This window comes from Acidisphaera sp. S103, assembly GCF_009765975.1.
Lineage (GTDB): Bacteria > Pseudomonadota > Alphaproteobacteria > Acetobacterales > Acetobacteraceae > Rhodopila.
Window position 1 is genome coordinate 28,883 of sequence record NZ_LMUJ01000100.1, and the last position, 17,492, is coordinate 46,374.

The following is a 17,492-nucleotide window of genomic DNA, read 5'->3' on the forward strand; positions in this document are numbered from 1 at the left end:
GCGTCGTCAATCAATCGCTAACCTTTTGCTGCGACGGTCGGGGGTGGTCCGGTGATCGGGCTTGTAAACCTGTAGGTCAATGGCATATAAGAATGGCACGTTGGCGGCGAGATCAACTTTGGTTCGAACTGGAAGACGAGACCAGCGTCCATCCCATCGCGACGTTGGTTATCCAGACCCCGGTCGGACGACTCTCGGTGATGGCGGAGACAATTCGGCAGGGCCGCTCGCTGGCACTTCGCGGACTTCATGTCCAGAGCGAGGGTTTCGGCCGTAACGCGATTGGACCGGCGAACCTTACTTTCCTGGTTCGTGTTTTCATGGAGGTGATGAACCTTGACGAACTCGTGGTTACCGGAGGGATTCGAACGACTGGCGCGAACCCAGGGCGCCCCCCGCGTGAGCGACGGTTCACCCGCGACCGTGCTGATCGAATGGGCTGGTGATATCCGTCAAATCAGGACGATCGACGCCATCAGGGCGCTGACGAAGCGATGGACGCCGGTGTTGCGCGGGAAGCGGGCGGTCGAAGCGATGGTCGAGCACAAGCGTGCTTTCATCACGGTGCCCCGGCTGGAATCGTTCGAGGCGCTGGCGGCTGAACTGGTGGCGGCCGGTGTCAAGGTGACCCGCGTCGTTCAGGACGAGATCGATGTAAAAGCCATTCGCCAGCGGCTCGACCTGACGCAGGAGCAGTTCGCGATCCATTACGGGCTGGAACTCGATGCGGTGCGGAACTGGGAACATGGCCGGCGCAAGCCGGACACGGCGGCACAAAGCTATCTGCGCGCGATCAGCAACGACCCGGCGGGGGTGGAAGCCGCGTTGTGGGGCCAGACCGATCCGGTGCCGGGGTGATCCTGTCGCCTCGGTTCAGACTTCGCTCTTGACCCCTGCCCGCCTGCCGAACCATATACCGCGCCTGCGCCCCGGGGGTCCGGTGGCAGAGTGGTGATGCATCGGACTGCAAATCCGCGGATGCCGGTTCGATTCCGGCCCGGACCTCCAAATCCTCCTCTGGTTCAGCCGTAGAACGCCTTCGCGTTGTCCCACAGTGCGCGCCGGGCGAGGTCGGGGCCGAGCGCGTTGCGCAGCAGGTCGACGTCCGATGCCTCGAACGGCCGAGCGGCTCGGGTGGACGGCAGGTCGGTGCCGAACATCAGGGCGGCGGGATCGCGGGCAGCGATCGCGGCGAGCGCCTGGGGCACGTCCATCTTGACGCGGCCGAAACCGGTCGCCTTCACCTTTACCCCGGCGGATACCAGGTCGAGCAGCACCGGCAGGCCGGCCTGGGTCATCCCCAGATGATCGATCGACAGCGGCGCCGGCATGCGGCCCAATCGGTCGACATAAGGCCGTAGCGCGGCAGCATCGGCGTAGATTTCGGCGTGCCAGCCGGCAACGGCATGCGCCCGTGTGGCCAACGCCACCACGTCATCGACGCTGTCGATCCGGCCGCGATACATGTTGAAGCGCAGGGCGCGGACGCCGGCATGCGACAGGTCGAGCAGCGCGGCGTCGGTGATGTCGGGAGGCACCTGGGCGACGCCGACCCAGCCGGGGCCCAGTTCGGCGAGTGTCGCGCGCAGATAGGTCTGGTCGAACCCCTGGAAGGAGCCGGAGACGACCGCGCCCGCCGTGATGCCCAGCTTGCCGGCGGCAGCGCGATACGCCGGCAGCAGATAGGGCGGCGGCAGGTAGCCCTCATTGGCGATCAGCGGAAATCTTGGGTCGATGATATGGAAATGGCTGTCGAACACCGGTTGGGCGTGGGTTGGGCCGGGGCCCATTCCGGCGACCGCGGCGCCAACGAGAACCGCTCGGCGGCCGGACCGACCATTTTTCGTCATCTTGTGTGCTCCCATCCCGTCGGCGGGCAGTCCCACAACGCCGCGCCGGCGTCAATAAACCCAGGTCTGGTGCCGGAGTCCCGGGTTGTCCACAAGATTTTGACCTTTGCACTGATTCAGTCGTTGCCAGCGGTTTCGCCTGCCCATACTGTATTTAGTAGGCAGCGTCTTAGAAGGAACCAGCATATGGTATGGGACGACGAGACGATCCGTCATTTGAGGGATCTCTGGACGCAAGGGCATTCGACGGCCGAGATCGGCCGCCGGCTGGGTGTGTCCAAAAACGCCATCGTGGGGAAGGCCCATCGGCTCGACCTTGATGCTCGTCCGTCACCCATAAGGCGTGATGCTGCGAAGCCGGCAACGGAGCGTCCGTCGCCCTATCCGCGGATGGCGGGACCGACCCTGCCGCCGCTGGCCAGCGCGGGCGGTCCATCGGCGCCATTGGCCACACCGCATGTTCAGGTGCTGCGTTCGCCGCCGGCCATCGGCCCCCGGCCGGTCGCACCAGCGCCGGCTGTAACCCCCGTCCCGCGCGCGGTGATGCCGGTCGCGCCGATCCAGGTTCGGCGCTCCGCCCCGTCGTGCTGCTGGCCGATCGGGGAACCGGGGACGAAGACGTTCCGATTCTGCGACGACGCCTCGGTCGCCGGCAAGCCGTATTGCGACGAGCATGCCAAGCTGGCCTATGTGAAACTGCGCGACCGCAAGGAAGACGCAGCCTAAACCATGAGTACACCGGCGACGAAAGCTTTGCGGCGCGGCATGCCCCGTCTATAAGGGGGCCGCCCCAGAAGCCGAGTGACGATATGGCCACGCCAGCCGAACATTTCGCCGACGCCCGCAATTGCATGGTGGATAGCCAGATCCGTCCCAACCGGGTGGCCGATCCACGCATCCTGTCGGCCATGCGGCGCCTGCCGCGGGAACGGTTCCTGCCCGCGAATGTGTGGTCGCTCGCCTACGCGGATGAAGACGTGCCGCTGGGCAACGGGCGGTTCATGCTGGAGCCGATGGTGCTGGCCAAACTGCTCCAGGCCGCCAATCTGCGTGACAACGAGCGTGTCCTGGTCGTCGGTGCCGGCACTGGCTATGGCGCCGCGGTGCTGGCCGCCTGTGGCTGCCGGGTCACGGCGCTGGAAGAAGATGCTTCCCTGTTGGCGATCGCCCGGACCGTGCTACCGGTCGAGGCACCAAGCGTGACCCTGGTTACGGGACCTTTGGCGGCCGGCTGGCCGGCTCACGGACCGTTCGACCTTATTCTGATCGAGGGCGCTGTCCCGCAAATCCCGGCCGCCCTGGCCACGCAGACGCACCAGGAAAACGGACGGATCCTTGCCGCGATCCATGCAGAAGGTCGCATCACCCAGGCCGTCATCGCCGAGGCAACGGCGTTCGGTGTGGGTATTTCGCCACTGTTCGACTGCGGCACGCCGCTCATCCCGTCTTTACGAAAAGCGCCAATGTTTGCATTTTGAGACCGACCGAGGCGATCCTATGCAACGCGGTACTGGACAGAACGGTGTTATCGGGACGAATCTAATTTCGCTGGGCCGCAGTCGCGGTTAGTTAACCAAATCTTCAGATAACCATCCGATAAGCCGGCCAGGATGGCAGGCGGTCTTGTGAGAAGGGTTCCGAATGGGTCTGCGTCATGGATTGCTTGCCGGCTTCAGCCTGGTCGCGCTAGCGGCCTCCGCTGGGGCTCAGACGTTACCGGTGCCTCCGGTCGCGCCGCGCGTCAAAGTGGCGCAGGCATCGGCGCCCGTCGCTCCGGCAGCTAAATCCAGGCCGGCGATGGCCGCCAAGGCACGTGTGGTAAATGGCCAGCAGGCGCTTCCGCATACCCTGGCCGAGGCACTGGCGGCGACGTATTCGAACCAGCCCGCGTTGCAGGCCGAACGGGCGAAACTGCGGGCAACCGACGAAAACGTGCCGACCGCACTCTCGGGATGGCGCCCGACGGTTGTCCTGGGGGGGTCCACCGGCTATGGCGACGGCATGACGCGCACCTACTCCGGGACACTGCAGAGCGTGCAGAACGTGCAAACCGACCGGTTGATCGGCACCGCCCAGGCCACCCTCACCCAAAACCTCTACACCGGCGGCAAGACACAGGGTAACATCAACCGCTCGAAGAACCAGGTCTACGCGGAGCGGGCGAACCTTATCGCGCAAGAGCAGACCAGCTTCACCAACGCCATCAGTGCCTATGTCGGAGTCATCCAGAACAAGGAATTGCTGGAACTGCAGGTGAACAACGAACAGGTGCTCGCCAAGCAGCTTCAGGCTACAAACGACCGGTTCCGGGTTGGCGAGATCACCCGCACGGACGTCGCCCAGGCTGAGGCAGCACTCGAAGGTGCCCGCGCGACCCGTGAGACGGCGGAAGGCACGCTACAGACCGCTCGCGGCACGTTCCAGCAGATCATTGGCGTGTTTCCGCCGGACGATCTGGTGGAGCCGCAACCTTTGAACCTGCCGGTACATAACGAGCAGGAGGCCTCCGTGCTCGCCGGGGTCAACAATCCGAATGTCGTCAGCGCCCAGTTCACCGACGCCGCGGCCAAGGATGCAGTCGATGTGGCGTTTGCCGCGCTGATGCCGCAGGTCAGCCTGCAAGGACAGACGTTCCAGCAGAACAACGCCGGCGGCCGCAGTAGCCAGGCCAATGGCTATCAGATCCTGGCGCAGGTTTCACTGCCCTTGTACCAAGGCGGCGCGGAATACTCGGCGGTTCGCCAGGCACGCCAATCCGAGCAGCAGGCCAACCGGCTGATCGACGATGCCAAGCGGACGGCGGTGCAAAACGCGGTGCAGGCCTGGGATACGCTGGTTGCCGCCAAGGCCGCCGCCGACAGCACCCGCGCGGCAATCCACGCCAACGAAGTAGCCCTGGAGGGCGTCGAGCGCGAGGCCATTGTCGGCAGCCGCACCACGCTGGACGTACTGAACGCGACCCAGGCCCTGCTGACGTCCCGCACGACGCTGGTGCAGAACCTCGCCCAGGTGATCAGCGCGTCCTATGGGGTTGCCGCCGCGATCGGCCGCCTGACCGCCAGGGACCTGCATCTGCAGGTGCCGCTGTATGACGACACCGCCTACTACAAAGAGGTCAAGGACAAATGGTTTGGCCTTGGCGACTATGCCACCAACCAGCCGGGTCGCTGACGATGGTCCGCACATGACAACAGAACCACCGACGCCCACGACGCAAGACGGCGCCGACCCGTCGATGGAGGAAATTCTTGCCTCCATCCGGCGCATCCTGAACGACGACGATGTCCCGGTCGAACCGGTGGAGACGCCGGATTCGTCGGCGGCAAACGACGATGTGTTGGTTTTGGACGAGACCATGTTGGTGTCCGAAGCCCCCCTCGATCATCAAGACCCCGAACCAGTGGCAATGCCGCCGGAACCCATGGCGCCGGATCGGGAGATGGAAGTCCTGGGGCCCCTGCCCTATGCCGAACCCAGGGAACGGCCGGTTCCGACGCCCAGCCTGGTAGCGCCAGAAACCGCCGCCGCCGCTGCGTCCTCGGTCGGGAGTTTGGTGCGGACGCTGGCGGCTGGCCGTACGACCCAGGTTTATGCCGGCGGGCCGACACTGGAAGACATGGTGCGCGCCGAATTGCGGCCGTTGCTGAAGGAATGGCTGGACGTGTATCTGCCGCCGATGGTGGAACGCTTGGTCCGCACCGAAATCGAAAGGGTCGTCGGCCGCGAATTTCCCTGATAAAGGGAACGCTGTTTCCGGCGGACCGCGCCGGATTTCCGACAATTGGCGACGCGAACCCTGGCCGCGCAGGCGCCGGGCCGCGGGAGATAGCAATGACACTGGAAAGCAGGTTCGCTCCGAACGAGATCGAGCCCCGTCTGTACGCTGGCTGGGAAAACGCCGGCGGCTTTGCGTGCGACCCCGAGTCCAACGCGCAGCCGTTCACCATCATGATCCCGCCGCCGAACGTCACCGGCAGCCTGCACATGGGCCACGCGCTGACCTTCACCGTGCAGGACACGCTGGTACGCTGGCGGCGGATGCAGGGGCGTGACGCGCTGTGGCAGCCGGGCACCGATCACGCCGGGATCGCCACGCAGATGGTGGTCGAACGGCTGCTGGCGGCCGAGGGCCTGGATCGCCGGACCATGGGCCGCGAGGCGTTCGTGGACCGCGTCTGGCGGTGGAAGGCCGAGTCAGGCGGGGCGATCACCACGCAGTTGCGGCGCCTGGGGGCATCGCTGGATTGGCCGCGCGAGCGGTTCACCATGGACGACGGGTTGTCGGCCGCGGTGAAGGAGACGTTCGTCAAACTGTATTCCGAAGGGCTGATCTATCGCGACCGGCGGCTGGTCAACTGGGATCCGAAGCTGCAGACCGCGATCTCCGACCTCGAAGTGGAGAACCGCGAGATCAAAGGATCGCTGTGGTACATCCGCTATCCGATCGAGGGCGAGCCCGGCCAGTTCATCATCGTCGCGACCACGCGGCCGGAGACGATGCTGGGCGATACCGCTGTGGCGGTGCATCCGGATCATCCTTTGTATGGCGGGCTGATCGGCAAGCGGGCGGTGTTGCCGCTGGTCGGGCGGTCGATCCCCATCGTCGGGGACGATTACGCCGACCCGGAGAAAGGAACCGGTGCGGTCAAAATCACCCCTGCGCATGATTTCAACGACTTCGAGGTCGGGCGGCGGCACGACCTGCCGATGCCGTCGGTGCTGGACCGCCAGGCGATGGTGACGCTGGCGGAAATCGAGGACGCGCTGGTCTCGGTCGCCGGGGTCGCGGACCCGGCATTCGTCCGCACGCTGGCCGGCCAGGCCCGGTTCGCCGCGCGCGCCGCGATCGTGGCGGAATTGGAACGGCTGGAACTGCTGGAGAAGATCGAGCCGCACACCAACCAGGTGCCTCACGGCGACCGCGGCGGGGTGCCGGTGGAGCCGCTGCTGACCACCCAGTGGTACTGCAACGCCGGGGTGCTGGCGAAGCCGGCGATCGAGGCGGTGGAGAGCGGCAGGACAGTGTTCGTGCCGAAGCAGTGGGAGAATACGTTCTTCGCATGGATGCGAGATATACAACCGTGGTGCATTTCCCGGCAGTTGTGGTGGGGGCATCGGATTCCGGCTTGGTACGGGCCGGATGGGACGGTGTTCGTTGCGAAGGACGCTGATGGGGCGGCGGCGCAGGCGCGTGCTCATTACGGGCGGGATGAAGCGCTGACCCAGGATGAGGACGTGCTGGACACCTGGTTCAGTTCGGGGTTGTGGCCGTTCTCTACGCTGGGATGGCCGGAGAAGACGCGGGAACTGGATCGTTACTATCCGGGCGATGTGCTGGTCACCGGGTTCGACATCATCTTCTTCTGGGTTGCCCGGATGATGATGCTGGGCCTGCACATGATGGGCGATGTGCCGTTCCGCACTATCTATATCCATGGCCTGGTGCGCGACGAGAAGGGCCAGAAGATGTCGAAGTCGAAAGGCAACGTCATCGATCCGCTGGAGCTGATAGACACGTACGGCGCCGATGCGTTGCGCTTCACCATTTGCGCGCTGACCGGTCCAGGCCGGGACGTAAAGCTGGGTGCGTCTCGCGTCGAGAACTACCGCGGCTTCGTCACCAAGCTGTGGAATGCCGCTCGGTTTTGCGAGATGAACGGGATGCGGCCGGAGGCGGGGTTCGATCCGGCGTCGGTGCGGCTGCCGCTGTCCCGCTGGCTGCTGGATTCGGCGAACACGGCGATCACCGAGGCGACGACTGCGTTGGAGGCGTATCGTTTCGACGAATATGCGGCTGCCGGATACCGTTTCGTTTGGAATACGTTCTGCGATTGGTTCCTGGAATTGTCCAAGCCGCTGCTGGCGGAGGGCGCGGACCCGGCGGATGCAGCCGAGATCAAGCGGGTGGGCGCGCATGTGCTGGGCCTGATCCTGCGGCTGCTGCATCCGGCGATCCCGTTCGTGACCGAGGAATTGTGGGATCATTTCGGCTATGGCGAGACGTTCAGCCTGATCGGGGCGGCCTGGCCGGAGGTTGTACCGGTGCCGGATGCTTCGGATGCTCGGGTTGAGTTGGACTGGGTGGTGCGGCTGATCGGGCTGGTTCGTTCCGTTCGTAATGAAATGAATGTGCCGCCGTCGAAGCCTTCCCCGGTGCTGTTGCAGGGTGCCTCGGCGGCGATGCTGGGGCGGGTGGATCGCTGGATGGACGCGATCAGACGGTTGGCGCGGGCGTCCGACGTGTTGCCGCTGAGCGGGGATGTGCCGAAAGGGTCGGCTCAGGCGGTGCTGGAAGAGGTAACTATCGTCCTGCCGCTGGAAGGGCTGATCGATATCGCGGCGGAACGGGCGCGACTGTCGAAAGAGCGTGATAAGCTGGCGGCGGACGCGAAAAAGACCCGTCAGAAGCTGGAGAATGCCGATTTCGTCAAGCGTGCGCCGGAGGAAGTGGTGGCGGAAAACCGCGAGCGGCTGGCGGCGGCGGAGTCGGAGATCGCCAGGTTACAGGCGGCATTGGATCGGTTGGGGTAGCGTTGGAGTTCTTCGCCGGGTCACGCGCGAACATTCGGTACCGTTGTGTAATCGTCATGGCGAGCGGAGGCTCGCCATCCACGCCTTTGTTTCGAACGCAAAAGGCGTGGATGCCGATCTGCACATGTGCCCGGGCTTGACCCGGGTATCGGCATGACGAATGGTGGCCGCCGAAGGGTCAGCAACAACCCCCGTTAGTACTATTAGAAGGATTCGACGGTCTCGTCCTCGGCGTTCGCGGTCAGGGTCCGGTGGATCAGGCCGCCGCGCACCAGTTGCAGCGGGGCCCGGTAGTATAATTTGATATCATGGAACGGGTCGGTCAAGATTTTCGTGGCCCAGGCGATCCCGGTCATGACGTCACGGGTCAGGAACAACTGCACCGTCCGGAATATCAGGCCGCACACACCCACCGCGAGCCACAGGTAACCCAGATGACGGGCGAACTGGATCCAGGTTCGCGGTGCGGAAACAAACCCGAACATCGTCGGATCGGCCAGGAGAAGAACCGGCGACAGCGCCCAGATCGACATCAGCACGATCTTGCGGCGGATGTTGTAGCCGATCTTGATCGCCTCCTTGTATTCGTCAGTCGCCTGGTTGACGACGTCGTAGTCGCGCGGCTCGAAGAAGAAATGACCCATCTGGCGGCTGGTCATCGAAATCAGCCAGCCGATCAGCGCACCCAGCCACGGGTCCTTGTAGATCAGCATGTAGGCGATGACGAAGCTGACGGCACTCAGCAGATGCAGCGACTGGTTGACCAGGCTGTGGTGGTAGTACCGATGGTCATCCCACCGCTGTATTCTGAGCGTGTCGAGAAAGTTGCGCATCGAGGTTCCTTACGGATTCCAGGTTTGGTTTTGGACGTAACGGGTCGGGGGTTTAGTCCGCCGTGCGGACGTACCGCAGCAGCCAGAAATGGCCCATCGGCGGCAGGGCACGCCGTTCCAGCAGGCGGACCTTGGTGCCCTCGGCCCAGCGCTCATACCGCGCCCAGGGGAATTCGGTGCGGAAGCCCAGCTTGGTGGTCAGCGGCATCAACCATTTCTCGATCGTGCCGCGCAGGCCGGTCTCAGCACCGATTCGGGTGGTCAGGATGATCTCGCCGCCGGGGCGGACAACCCGGACGAACTCATTCAGCGCCCTTTCCGGGTTGGGGATAGCGGTCACCACATACTGCGCCACCACAACGTCGAAGGAGGCATCGGGCACGGCCAGGTTTTCAGCGTCCATGACCTGGATGGCCTCGACATTGGTCAGGCCCTGGGCCTCGACCCGCTTGCGGGCCTTGTCCAGCATGGGTTCGGAGATGTCGATGCCGACGATCCGCGTGCCCTTGCCATAGTCGGACAGCGACAGGCCGGTCCCCACACCCACTTCGAGAACGCGGCCGCCGATACTGTCAGCCGCCCTGGCCGCGGCTCGGCGGCCCTGGCGGAACACCGGGCCGAAGACGATGTCGTAGACCGGCGCCCATCGTCCGTATGCCTCGGCAACCTGGTCCCGGTCCATCACGCTCGTTATCGCCATATCTCTCTTCCGTGTCATTAAGGTGGACGTCAGCGGGGATGCTGGCGCTTAACAAGGTCGGGTCGTGTGGGTGGCACCCCGCTGTGGTTGGTTACGTGCCGGCGAGTCGGTGATTCGTTTACACATTCATCGGAGTTAATTACCGCAGTCACGACAAGAAAAAATGGCTAAATATATTACAATTCCATGGCGGCAAGGTCGAGTTTTCATGTCATTTGTATGACGGGGGTAAATAAAGGAGGGTGTCGAGGTCGGGATTGGAGGAAGCGGCCAGGCCAAGCCCAAGGGGGCATCAGGATAGCGGCGGCGGGGAGAAGGGTGTCGCTGGCGCCACGCTCTCACGTCATGGCCGGGCTTGTTCCGGCCATCTTTGCACCGGCGGACGAAGCGCGGATAGCCGGGACACGCCCGGCTATGACGGGTGGACCGAATGGGGCCAAGCCCGGCCATGACACCAAGAGAATGGCGATGCGCGACTACGCCGCCTGGACCGCCGCGAAGGGGCAGCCGCGATGCTCGATGCGGCATAGGCGGCCGCCGGACGCGCTGCACAGGCCGGGACCGGCGGATTGGGCGTGGCGGACCAAACCGGCCAGGGCGCTGATGAAGCCCGTGTCGGCGTTCTGTGTCGGGACGCGGAAATAGCCGGGGACGCCCAGCTTGACTGCCAGGTCGCGGTATTCGACATCCAGTTCGACCAGCGTCTCGGTGTGCTCAGAGACGAAGGCGATCGGCACCACCAGCACGGCGGTGCGGTCTTTCGCGGCACGTTCCACCTCGGCATCCGTGCTGGGGTCGATCCATTTCTGCGGCGTGGCGCGGGATTGGTAGCAGATGGTGTGATCGACCGCGGCGCCCCAGGCGGCCATCACGGCGGCGACGGTGTGTTCCACCTGCCATTGGTAGGGGTCGCCGGCTTCAACTATGGCCTCGGGCAGGCCGTGGGCAGAGAACAGCACGCGCAGCCCGACCGCGGGATCCAGGGCCGATCGGGCGCTGTCGAATGCGGCCTCGACCAGCGCCGCCGTCGCCTGAGCGAAGGCGGGATCGATGGGGTAGCAACACACAGTCGTGGTCTCGGCCGCCAGACCGACACGGGCGGCCGCCTGCCGCCAGGCGAGCAGCGAACTGCCGGTGGTGGTGGTGGAATACTGCGGATACAGCGGCAGCAGCACGACCTGATCCGGTGCCCATTCCCGCACCGCTCGGGCGGTTTCCAGGCTGAACGGGTGCCAGTAGCGCATGGCGATGAAGCATTTGACGTCGGCGTCCGGAAGCGCGGCTTCCAGTGCGTCGGCCTGCTGCCGGGTCAGGTCCAGCAGCGGGGATTTGCCACCGAGCAACGCGTAATTAGCCGTGGCTGGTGCCAAACGCGCTCGGGCAATGGTCCGAGCAAGAAACGGTCGTACGAAGAACGGCACACGCAGGATGGCGGGATCGTTGAACAGGTTCAGCAGGAACGGCCGGATCGCCTCGGGGCGGTCGGGGCCGCCGAGGTTGAACAGAACGATCGCGACCTTAGGACGCGGCACGCACCAGCCTCAGCAGCGCCGCCACGTGTTCGGGGGGCGTCTGCGGCACGATGCCGTGCCCCAGGTTGAAGATGAACGGCCGTTCGGCGTGCCGCATGGCGTCCAGGATCGCGGCGGTCTCCGCTGCCATGGCCGCGCCGCCGGCGACCAGCGCGAGTGGGTCGAGATTGCCCTGGACGGCGGTCGAGGGCGGCATCATTGCGGCGATCCGCGGCAGGTCGGCGGCGGTGTCCAGGCCCACGCCGTTCACCCTGGTGGCCGCTGCGTAGTCGCCGGCCAACGTGGCGGCCAGGCGGGGAAAGCCGATGATCGGCACGCCGGGGTGCCGCTGATTCAGCGCCGCCACGATGCGTTTGGCGGGTTCGATGACATGGGCGCGGAACAGGCGTGGCGACAGCACGCCGGCCCAGGAGTCGAACAGCATCAACGCCTCGGCGCCGGCGGTGACCTGTGCCGAGAGGTATTCGATGGAGGCGTCCGTCAGCGTATCCATCAGCCGCTGGAACAGCGCCGGCTGGGCGTAGGCCATGCCTCGGATGTTGGCAAAATCCTTGGAGCCACCGCCTTCGATCATGTAGCAGGCGACGGTGAACGGGGCGCCGGCGAAACCGATCAGGGTGGTATCCGCGAAACCCTCGGTGGCCAGTCCGGTTCGGACCAGGCGCACGGTTTCCATCACCGGAGCAACCCGGTCGGCGACGCGCGACGGGTCCAGGGCGGCGACACCGGCCTCGTCGTGCAGCTTGGGCAGGACGGGCCCCTCACCTTCGCGGAATTCCAGGCCATGCCCGAGTGCCCAGGGCAGAATGAGGATGTCGCTGAACAGGATGGCGGCGTCGAAGCCGTAGCGGCGGATCGGCTGCAAGGTGACCTCTGCCGCCAGTTCGGGCGTGGTGCAGAGGGCGATGAAGTCCTTCACGCCGGCACGCACCGCCCGGTATTCCGGCAGATAGCGCCCCGCCTGACGCATCAGCCACACGGGCGGCGGCCATACCGCCTCTCCACCCAAGGTCCGCAGCAACGGTTTCATATCGACGTCCGTTGGCCCGGGATCGGGCCATCGCGCCTGTGTCCAGGCTATCGCGGCGCCGGTCAAGCGACGAACGCTTGTTCCCACATGCCGGAGGTCTCGGAACTGTAGCCGTGAAACAGTGTCATGGCGCGCAGGGACGATCGGACCTGTGCCATCGGGCCGGACCAGTCGCCGGGTTGCTCCTGGCGGAAAATCGTCAGGCCTGGATACCACGGGCTGTCGAGGCGGCCACTGAGCCAGCGCCAGCAACTGTCGTAGCGGTCCAGCAGAAGGATCGGTTTGCCGACCAGGCCGGCCAGATGCACGACGGAGGTATCCACGCTGACCACCACGTCCAACCCGGCGATGATCGCGGCAGTGTCTGCGAAATCCAGCACGTCCGGCATCGGGTCGAACAACTCCAGGCCGGGTGGCCGAGGTTGCCGAGCGGCGGGGCCGCTTTGCAGGCTGACGAATGACAGGCCGGGGACATCGGATAACGGAGCAAACGCCGCCAGCCCGGCGCTGCGCCGGCGGTCCAGGGTACCGAACCCCTGCAACGACGGGCGGGCCTGGCCGGCCCATACCAGGCCGACTCGCAGACCGCCCGTGGGCAGGCGGCCGGCCCAGCGTTGCAGCAGCGCGGGATCCAGCGCTGCTGGCGGTACGGGCGGAATGGTGTCGACCGACGTGCCGAACACCCGGGGAAAGCTGAACATGGGGCAGACGAAATCGTGCGGCGGCAGATGGTTGGCGTCAGTGTTCACCTCGGCCACGCCGGGCACCAGCCGCATGATCCGGGCCAGTGCTGGGGGAACGCAGGCCACCACGCGAGCGCCGCGTTCGGCCAGCAGCGGCAGATAGCGCAGGAATTGCAGCGTGTCTCCGAACCCGTCCTCATGCAGCGCCAGCACGATCCGGCCGGACAGGGTCTCGCGCGGATACAGCGACCGCAGCAGCCGAACCGGGTCCACGGCCGGTGTGCCGGTCAGCTCGAGCCTGGCCTCATAGTCCCGCCAGGCGCGGTCCCAGAGGCCCGCCCGCAGCAAGGCGACGGCGCGGTTGACGCGGAAGCGGGGGTTGCCGGGGTCCAGCGCGACCGCGCGGTCGTGCGCGGCGATGGCCTCGGTGAAGCGGCTTTCGATTTTCAGCACCATGCCGAGGTTCGACCAACTGGGCGCGGCGTCCGGATTCAATGCGACGGCTCGCTCGAAGCTGGCGACGGCGGTGGCGAACCGGTTCTGTTCGGCCAGCGCCAGGCCCATCAGATGATGGCTCGCGGCGGAGGCAGGACCTTCCGCCAGGATGCGTTCCGCATCGGTAAGTTGGCCGGTATCGAGCAGGAATGCCGCAAAATCCAGTCTCAGGCGGGCATCGGCGGGGGCCAATCGCAGGCAGGCACGAAACTGGCGTGCCACCATCGTGCGAGGCAGCGGCGGCTGTAGCCGCGCGAAGTCCAGGCAGGGATGATCGGCGTCGGGCCTGGCGGCGGCGAGCTGCGTCAGGATGGGGGCGGCCCTGCCGTGTTCCCCCATCGCGGCGATGGCGAGGCCCACCAGAAGGGTGGCGTGCGAATCGGCCGGATCGGTGGCGAGAGCGGCCCGTGCCGCCGTCTCGGCCTGCAGCCAGGCACCGGCAGCGAGCAGACGCATCGCCTCAGCCAGGAGTTCAGGTGATGGCATCACGGAGCCTCTACGGAAAGCAGCAGGATGGCAGCGGAAGGTTAACAGCGGGTTAGCAACTGGTTGCTCCCGTCTCCGCGCCGGCCGGCTCGCATTCGCCTCTCTCGGCGAGTTGGGCCAACATCCGTGTTGCCTCGGGATGACCGGCCTCGGCCGCGCGGCGAACCCAGGCGAACGCCGCTCGGTCATCCTGTTCGACACCGATGCCTTGGGCCAGGCACAGGCCAAGATCGAACTGTGCCGCGCGGTCGCCGGCCGCCGCATCTTGCCGTAACAAGCTTGCCACCGCGGCCTGATCGTCCACCCCTACCCCGCGGGTCAGCGCCAGGCGTACCAGGTCGGCGCGGGCCGTCTCCTCGCCGTTGGCGGCGGCGATCCGCAGCCAGTGGGCGGCTTCCGCGACATCCTTGGGGATGCCCGTGCCCAGCAGCAGCATCCGACCCAGGATTCGGGCCGCGCCGGTGTGCCCGGCCTCGGCCGCGCGCCGCAGCCACGTCGCGGCCTCGGCGTAATTGGGCGGCAGCTCGCCATCCCGGGCATAAAGAAAGCCGACTACCGCCGCCGCCTGCGCATCCCCTGCCAGTGCCGCCCGTCGCAGCCAGGTTTCCGCATTGAAAACATTGCGTTCTATGCCTCGACCGAGCAGAAGGGCGAAGCCGTAGCGGACTTGGGCCTGGGGGTGGCCAAGTTCGGCTGCAGCTTTGTAGCTGGCCGCCGCCGCGGTGAAATCAACCGAACCGGCCGCGCCGCTTTCGGCCAGCATTCCCATCAGGTGGTGGGCAACAGCTACGCCATCGGTGGCGGCGGATTGCAGCAATGCGACCGATTCCGCTGCGTGTTCCGTCGTGCCGTCTCGCAGCAATGTCATTGCCAGGCCGAGTTTGCCGCGCGACCAGCCGGCTTGTGCCGCTTCGCGATACAGCGATTCGCCCGCCGCCGGGTCACGACGGCTTTCCGGCCCGGCTGTCAGGATAAAGCCCAGCAGCACCTTTGCCTCCGCCGATCCGGCCGCCACGGCCTTGCGGCACCAGCGTTCGGCGGTTTCGTAGTCAGACGCGGCTTCCTGACTCCCATCGTGGAACAGGCCGGCGGCGCCGTCGTCGGAAACCCCTTGCAGAGCGAGGGCCGCGAGCTGCGTCTGCGCGGCTGTTTCCCCAGCCTCCGCCGAACGGCGAAGCCACCGCAGTGCTTCGCCGATACTCGGCGGCACACCGAGGCCCAGCAGGTAGCTGCGTCCCAGGCGATATTGCGCCTGCCGTAGACCGGCCGCGGCTGCCCGGGCGAAGAACGGGAATGCGGCGGCGTGCGCGTCGTGGCTTGCCAGCGCCTCGCCAAGGGCAAACCGAGCCTTGGATGAACCGAGAAGGGCACGCAGGCGGTTCAGCCATGGGTGGGACCTGAGCATTCGGCCATCCTGCCGGCCGGGAGTTAAGCGCCGGTTAACGCGCCCCAATGCGAAAATCGGCATGAGAGCTCTGCTGTGTTCACTTTTCGTTAACTTTCACGGGTCATGTTGTGCGCCGGCCGAAAAAATTTCGCCTTCACCCGAGTGGTGAAACCGTTCGTCGAAATTGCTTCGGAGTCCTTCCCAATGGCATCCATCACCGCCCTGACGCCCGCGCAAATCGCTGCACTGCCGACCGCCACGATCGCGGCGCTGACCACCACCGAAGTCTCCGGGATGACCACCGCTCAGGTGGCGGCGTTGACTTCGGTGCAGATGGCGGTGTTGACCACCACGGAGACGGCCGCGTTCACCACTGCGCAGGTGCCTGCCTTCAGCACGGCGGGGGTGAGGGGGCTTGGATCAACCCAGATCATTGGTTTTGGGTCGGCGCAGATCGCCACCCTGACCACGGCGCAGTTGCCGTCGCTGGCGGTCGCCGCGCTGGCCGCGCTGACCACCACCGAGACTGCCGCGCTGACTACGTCGCAGGTGGCGGTGCTAACTGCCGCTCAGGTCGCCGGGCTGACCACCGCGCAGGTGGCAGCGTTGACCACCACCCAAGTGCCGGTGCTGTCCACTGCCGACGTCAAGGCGCTGACCACGGCGCAGATCAAGGCCCTGACCACGGCCCAGGTGGCGGTGCTGAGCACCACCGAGGTGGCGGCGTTGTCCTCGGCGCAGGTGGCGGCGCTGACCACCACCGAGGCGGCCGCGCTGACCACCACCCAGGTGCCGGTGCTGTCCACCGGCGGCATCGCCGGGCTGGGGTCGGCGCAGGTCGCCGCCATCGGGTCGGCGCAGATCGCCACCCTGACCACGGCGCAGTTGCCGTCGCTGGCGGTCGCCGCGCTGGCCGCGCTGACCACCACCGAGACCGCCGCCCTGACCACGTCGCAGGTGGCGGTGCTGACCGCCGCTCAGGTCGCCGGGCTGACCACCGCGCAGGTGGCGGCGTTGACCACCACCCAGGTGCCGGTGTTGTCCACTGCTGACGTCAAGGCGCTGACCACGGCGCAGATCAAGGCCCTGACCACGTCCCAGGTGGCGGTGCTGAGCACCACCGAGGTGGCGGCGTTGTCCTCGGCGCAGGTGGCGGCGTTGACTACTACCGAGGCTGCCGCGCTGACCACCACCCAGGTGCCGGTGCTGTCCACCGGTGGCATCGCCGGGCTGGGGTCGGCGCAGGTCGCCGCCATCGGGTCGGCGCAGATCGCCACCCTGACCACGGCGCAGTTGCCGTCGCTGGCGGTCGCCGCGCTGGCGGCGCTGACCACCACCGAGACTGCCGCGCTGACCACGTCGCAGGTGGCAGTGCTGACCGCCGCTCAGGTGGCCGGGCTGACCACCGCCCAGGTGGCGGCATTGACCACCACCCAGGTGCCGGTGTTGTCCACCGCTGACGTCAAGGCGCTGACCACGGCGCAGATCAAGGCCCTGACCACCACGCAGGTGGCGGTGCTGAGCACCACCGAGGTGGCGGCGCTGTCCTCGGCGCAGGTGGCGGCGCTGACCACCACCGAGGCGGCCGCGTTGACCACCACCCAGGTGCCGGTGCTGTCCACCGGTGGCATCGCCGGGCTGGGGTCGGCGCAGGTCGCCGCCATCGGGTCGGCGCAGATCGCCACCCTGACCACGGCACAGTTGCCGTCGCTGGCGGTCGCCGCGCTGGCGGCGCTGACCACCACCGAGACTGCCGCGCTGACTACGTCGCAGGTGGCGGTGCTGACCGCCGCTCAGGTGGCCGGGCTGACCACCGCTCAGGTGGCGGCGTTGACCACCACCCAGGTGCCGGTGTTGTCCACCGCCGATGTCAAGGCGCTGACCACGGCGCAGATCAAGGCCCTGACCACGGCCCAGGTGGCGGTGCTGAGCACCACCGAGGTGGCGGCGTTGTCCTCGGCGCAG

Annotated in this window: 13 protein-coding genes, 1 tRNA gene and 1 pseudogene; 8 read left to right on the forward strand and 7 right to left on the reverse strand. The window is 66.3% G+C overall.

The features are described from left to right. Nucleotides 1–399 precede the first annotated feature (399 nt). Together GSQ89_RS32360 and GSQ89_RS32365 are read left to right on the forward strand one after the other, a co-directional pair. On the forward strand, nucleotides 400–858 hold the full coding sequence (locus GSQ89_RS32360; protein ID WP_158932240.1) for a DNA-binding transcriptional regulator: 459 nt from the start codon (nucleotides 400–402) through the stop codon (nucleotides 856–858). 76 nt (nucleotides 859–934) lie between these two features. Then, nucleotides 935–1,008 (forward strand) — tRNA-Cys (locus GSQ89_RS32365). A 14-nt stretch (nucleotides 1,009–1,022) separates the two neighbouring features. Here GSQ89_RS32365 and GSQ89_RS32370 read toward each other — a convergent pair. Next, nucleotides 1,023–1,850, reverse strand: a complete 828-nt coding sequence (locus tag GSQ89_RS32370) for an amidohydrolase (RefSeq protein WP_254073466.1) — start codon at nucleotides 1,848–1,850, stop codon at nucleotides 1,023–1,025. A 186-nt stretch (nucleotides 1,851–2,036) separates the two neighbouring features. On the opposite strand from GSQ89_RS32370, the gene GSQ89_RS32375 reads away from it, so the two are divergent. The 5 genes from GSQ89_RS32375 to GSQ89_RS32395 all read left to right on the forward strand — a co-directional run bounded on the left by GSQ89_RS32375 (nucleotide 2,037) and on the right by GSQ89_RS32395 (nucleotide 8,381). Next, nucleotides 2,037–2,576: a GcrA family cell cycle regulator gene (locus GSQ89_RS32375; RefSeq protein WP_158932241.1), complete on the forward strand. Its 540-nt coding sequence runs from the start codon at nucleotides 2,037–2,039 to the stop codon at nucleotides 2,574–2,576. A gap of 83 nt (nucleotides 2,577–2,659) precedes the next feature. Then, complete coding sequence (locus GSQ89_RS32380; protein ID WP_158932242.1) at nucleotides 2,660–3,328, forward strand: protein-L-isoaspartate O-methyltransferase; 669 nt, start codon at nucleotides 2,660–2,662, stop codon at nucleotides 3,326–3,328. A 163-nt stretch (nucleotides 3,329–3,491) separates the two neighbouring features. Then, complete coding sequence (locus GSQ89_RS32385; RefSeq protein ID WP_254073467.1) at nucleotides 3,492–5,021, forward strand: TolC family outer membrane protein; 1,530 nt, start codon at nucleotides 3,492–3,494, stop codon at nucleotides 5,019–5,021. Nucleotides 5,022–5,034: 13 nt separating this feature from the next. Continuing rightward, nucleotides 5,035–5,586, forward strand: a complete 552-nt coding sequence (locus GSQ89_RS32390; RefSeq protein WP_158932243.1) for a DUF2497 domain-containing protein — start codon at nucleotides 5,035–5,037, stop codon at nucleotides 5,584–5,586. 95 nt (nucleotides 5,587–5,681) lie between these two features. Further along, on the forward strand, nucleotides 5,682–8,381 hold the full coding sequence (locus tag GSQ89_RS32395; protein WP_158932244.1) for a valine--tRNA ligase: 2,700 nt from the start codon (nucleotides 5,682–5,684) through the stop codon (nucleotides 8,379–8,381). Nucleotides 8,382–8,584: 203 nt separating this feature from the next. Here GSQ89_RS32395 and GSQ89_RS32400 read toward each other — a convergent pair whose 3' ends face one another. From GSQ89_RS32400 to GSQ89_RS32425, 6 genes are all read right to left on the reverse strand, one after another. Continuing rightward, nucleotides 8,585–9,214 carry a hypothetical protein gene (locus GSQ89_RS32400; RefSeq protein WP_158932245.1) on the reverse strand — a complete coding sequence of 210 codons (630 nt, stop codon included), beginning with the start codon at nucleotides 9,212–9,214 and terminating at the stop codon, nucleotides 8,585–8,587. A 52-nt stretch (nucleotides 9,215–9,266) separates the two neighbouring features. After that, the gene (locus GSQ89_RS32405) at nucleotides 9,267–9,914 is read right to left on the reverse strand and encodes a class I SAM-dependent methyltransferase (RefSeq protein WP_216856525.1); all 648 of its coding nucleotides are present in this window, start codon (nucleotides 9,912–9,914) and stop codon (nucleotides 9,267–9,269) included. A 476-nt stretch (nucleotides 9,915–10,390) separates the two neighbouring features. Beyond that, on the reverse strand, nucleotides 10,391–11,446 hold the full coding sequence (hemH, locus tag GSQ89_RS32410; RefSeq protein WP_254073468.1) for a ferrochelatase: 1,056 nt from the start codon (nucleotides 11,444–11,446) through the stop codon (nucleotides 10,391–10,393). Then, entirely contained in the window at nucleotides 11,433–12,476 is a 1,044-nt protein-coding gene (gene hemE / locus GSQ89_RS32415) for a uroporphyrinogen decarboxylase (protein ID WP_158932247.1), read from the reverse strand. Before hemE ends, hemH begins: the two co-directional genes overlap by 14 nt. A 62-nt stretch (nucleotides 12,477–12,538) precedes the next feature. Continuing rightward, nucleotides 12,539–14,140 (reverse strand): tetratricopeptide repeat protein, encoded by a 1,602-nt coding sequence (locus GSQ89_RS32420; RefSeq protein ID WP_158932248.1) that lies wholly within the window; start codon nucleotides 14,138–14,140, stop codon nucleotides 12,539–12,541. 52 nt (nucleotides 14,141–14,192) lie between these two features. After that, a complete protein-coding gene (locus GSQ89_RS32425; RefSeq protein ID WP_158932249.1) occupies nucleotides 14,193–15,545 on the reverse strand; it encodes a tetratricopeptide repeat protein in 1,353 nt (450 codons plus the stop codon). A gap of 186 nt (nucleotides 15,546–15,731) precedes the next feature. Here GSQ89_RS32425 and GSQ89_RS32430 point away from each other — a divergent pair. Next, nucleotides 15,732–17,492: pseudogene (locus GSQ89_RS32430) on the forward strand (heme utilization protein); the annotation flags it as partial.